General features: G+C 62.0%; 4 protein-coding genes. 1 reads left to right on the forward strand and 3 read right to left on the reverse strand.

The genetic code is table 11. The features are described from left to right. Positions 1–100 precede the first annotated feature (100 nt). Positions 101–592 (reverse strand): hypothetical protein, encoded by a 492-nt coding sequence (locus QMX91_RS29970; protein ID WP_223008521.1) that lies wholly within the window; start codon positions 590–592, stop codon positions 101–103. 205 nt (positions 593–797) lie between these two features. Here QMX91_RS29970 and QMX91_RS29975 point away from each other — a divergent pair, with 205 nt between their 5' ends. Continuing rightward, the gene (locus tag QMX91_RS29975; RefSeq protein WP_098963905.1) at positions 798–1,490 is read left to right on the forward strand and encodes an aspartate/glutamate racemase family protein; all 693 of its coding nucleotides are present in this window, start codon (positions 798–800) and stop codon (positions 1,488–1,490) included. Between the two features lie 20 nt (positions 1,491–1,510). Here the strand turns inward: QMX91_RS29975 and QMX91_RS29980 are convergent, their stop codons facing one another. Further along, complete coding sequence (locus QMX91_RS29980) at positions 1,511–2,020, reverse strand: GNAT family N-acetyltransferase (protein ID WP_098963904.1); 510 nt, start codon at positions 2,018–2,020, stop codon at positions 1,511–1,513. Positions 2,021–2,210: 190 nt separating this feature from the next. Continuing rightward, entirely contained in the window at positions 2,211–3,191 is a 981-nt protein-coding gene (locus QMX91_RS29985; protein WP_282413822.1) for a LysR family transcriptional regulator, read from the reverse strand. Positions 3,192–3,320: the final 129 nt, after the last annotated feature.

Consider the following 3,320-nt stretch of genomic DNA (forward strand, 5'->3'; position numbering starts at 1 on the left):
GCTCGCGAAAGCGGTCTATCAGTCGCCATCAATGTCGAATGGGCTGCCGCCTTCGCGAGCAAGCCCGCTCCCACAATGGGAAATGGGTGAAGCCCTGATATCAGCTGCGATCGCGCGGAATCAGGCTCTGCAACTGCTGTGCGAGAAAGTCCGCATCAAACACGAAGGTGTCCGGATCCTTCAGGCCATTGGTCTTGCGCCATTGCCACTCGCCGTTCGGCAGCCCGACCAGCGAAATGCTGCCGTAACGCGCCGCCGTCAGGCCCATCACCGCCAGGGAAATCTGCCCGGCGCTGCCCATCACGTCTGGCACGAACTCCACCGCTTTGCCGGCGATCACGATGCTCAGTTTCTCGGTCTTGAAGGTCGAGGTTTCCACCGGCGTGCTCGGCCCGAATGCGACGTAAGCCTCGCGGCTCACCTCCAGCAGGTTCGGTGCCTGCACCGGTTCCAGCCATTGCTGGATCTGGCCGAACAGCTCGGTGATGCGGCTGGCCCACGCCTGTGACTGCGTTTCGAACAATTGCTTCTTGTGCGCTTCACTCTCGGCATAGTGACGAAGCATTTCGCCCAGTTGTTGTACGTCGTTCATCGGTACGTTCCTCGGGGAGAGCCTGCGATAGTCGATAGTGACAGATCGAGGCGCCGGCGTACGTTAAACCTCGATCGCCGGCACCGGGACACTTGGCAACAGGATCAACGGTACAGTTGCTTTGTACTGGCATCCGTCATTGAACCGATGGACACTCGGCCGGAGCCCGACTTTTCCAATACGGGCCATTGTTCGAGGAGTTTCAATGCGCACCATCGGCCTGATCGGCGGCATGAGCTGGGAATCCAGCGCGGAATATTATCGTCTCATCAATCAACAGGTTCGTGACCGGCTCGGCTCGCTGCGCTCGGCGCAAATCCTGATGTACAGCGTCGACTTCGGCCCGGTCGAACAGGCCCAGCACGCCGGGCGCTGGGACGACGCAGCGGCGATTCTGGTGGATGCCGCGCGCAGGCTCGAGGCCGGCGGCGCCGAATGCGTGGTGCTGTGTACCAACACCATGCACAAGGTAGCGGCGCAGATTCAGGCAGCGATCAGCATTCCGTTCCTGCACATCGCCGAACCGGCGGCGCAGGCAGCATTGGCCATCGATGCGCGCACGGTCGGTCTGCTCGGCACGGCGTTCACCATGGAGCAGGATTTTCTCAAGCAGCGCCTGATTGCGCAGGGTCTGACGGTACTGGTGCCGGACGACGCCGAGCGCAAGGACGTGCACCGGATCATCTACGACGAACTGTGCGTCGGGGTGATCAGTGACGAATCACGCAAAATCTATCAACGGGTGATCGAAGCGCTGACCGCGCGCGGCGCCCAGGCGATCATCCTCGGCTGCACGGAAATCGGCCTGCTGGTCAAACCCGAACACAGCGCCCTGCCCCTGCTCGACACCACCGAGCTGCATGCGCAGTCGGCGGTGGCGTTCGCTCTGGGCAACTGACTCCCACAGGATTTTTTGGCTTATCGACGACGCAGACGGGCCATGCTCAGGGTGTCGACCCATTGCCCGTCGCGCACGGCGTAGTCACGAAACAGGCCTTCGTTCTCGAAGCCGAACTTGCGGTACAGACCGATAGCCGCCTCGTTGTCGGCGTACACCGAGAGTTCGACCCGGTGCAGGTTCATCCAGTTGTCGGCGACGTCCAGCGCCGCCGCCAGCAGTTTCGACCCGACACCCTTGCCCTGCCAGGCCACGGCGACCGCCATACCGACACTGCCGGCGTGCGCGCGGCGAATCCGCGAATAGTTTTCCAGCCCGAGATGACCGACCACCGCGCCCTGATGCAGCGCCACCAGTTTGACCATCCGCTCGTTCTCCGCCAGCAGCCGTTGGCGCCAGATCTCGGTGGACTGAAACGGCATCTGCAACACCTGCCGGGTCACGGCCGGATCGTTGTACAGCGCGGTAACGGCCTCGATATGGGATTCGTTGAAGCGTTCGAGGGTGATGGCGGGGTTGTGGTCGGGCATGGCGGATCCTTCCTGGATCGATGTGTGGCCGCTTACTCTAAACCGTTGAGCGTCTGGCTGGCGAATATCAAAATGTGGGAGCGGGCTTGCTCGCGAAAGCGGTCTGAAATTCAACATCTCTGTCACCTGACACACCGCCTTCGCGAGCAAGCTCGCTCCCACAGGGGATTGGGGGTGTTGGAAGGATTGGTCAGGTCTGAAACCACTCCTGGCGCTCATTGAAGGTGTGCTGGATCAGCTCGACCAGGGTTTGCACCTCGGCGACGTTCAGGGAATCAGCGTTGACCGCCAGCCATGCCTGCAACTGCATCGGCTCGTCAAACAACCCCGGCAGCGCAATCAGCCCGCGATCGAAACGGCTCATGTACGCCGGCAGCAACCCGATGCAAGCGCTGCAGCGGATCATTTCCAGCATCAGCTCATAGGATTGCATCTGCACCACGCCCGCCAGACGTTGTTCGACCAGTTCATTCCACGGTCGAAAGCTGTCGATCTGCCGGTCGTGCTGCCATTGCACCAGCATGAAATCGCTGAGGTCGTCGGCACTCGCCGGGCGCGCGGTGACGCGGGAATAGCGTTTGGCGATGTGCGGCAGGTAATCCAGACGCGCCAGGGCCTGCGGCTGACTGGTGGCGAAGGTCGGGCCGGGGCTGGAGGTTTCGCCGTGAGCCAGCCACAGCACCACGTCGGCACTGACCGCTCGCAGCGCCAGTTCGCTGTCCAGCGCAATGATCTCCAGGCGCACGCTGGCATTGCGCCGCAGCAACGCGATCAGGTCGCGACCGAGGATGTCATGCAGGATCGATTCGGCTACCGCCAAACGCACCAGTGGCTGCTCGACCACCGGCAGTTTGCGTTCGTGGGCCAGCGCCACCAGTTGCGCCTGCAACTGCTGACCTTCACGGGTCAGGCTCAGGGCGCTGCCCTGAAAGCTGAACAGCGAGTGCTGCAGTTCCTGCTCAAGCTGCGCCAACTGCTTGCGCAGCAAGGTCGAGCGCACGTTGAGGCTGCGCGCGGCCTGCATGAAGCAACCGCAGCGGGCACTGACCAGAAAATATTGCGCGACCTCGGCATCGATGGTCGCGGCTTGCGCCAGCCATGGTTCGCGCTCGCCCTGTGCCCAGCGATAGTCGGGGCTACCCTGTCGTCCTGCGGGTTCGGTGAATGACATCGATGACTCCCTGTCGATCTTTGTATTTTGGAAAACGCCACGGTTCTAATGTGGGAGCGGGCTTGCTCGCGAAGGGGCCATGCCAGCCAACTTGTTTGTTGAATGACCCACCGCTTTCGCGAGCAAGCC

The organism is Pseudomonas sp. PS01299 (assembly GCF_029960145.1).
GTDB classification, from domain to species: domain Bacteria; phylum Pseudomonadota; class Gammaproteobacteria; order Pseudomonadales; family Pseudomonadaceae; genus Aquipseudomonas; species Aquipseudomonas putida_A.

Coding starts and splice junctions, on each gene's coding strand:
- QMX91_RS29970 (WP_223008521.1), bottom strand. CDS start 592: ATGAACGACGTACAACAACTGGGCGAAATGCTTCGTCACTATGCCGAG.
- QMX91_RS29975 (WP_098963905.1), top strand. CDS start 798: ATGCGCACCATCGGCCTGATCGGCGGCATGAGCTGGGAATCCAGCGCG.
- QMX91_RS29980 (WP_098963904.1), bottom strand. CDS start 2,020: ATGCCCGACCACAACCCCGCCATCACCCTCGAACGCTTCAACGAATCC.
- QMX91_RS29985 (WP_282413822.1), bottom strand. CDS start 3,191: ATGTCATTCACCGAACCCGCAGGACGACAGGGTAGCCCCGACTATCGC.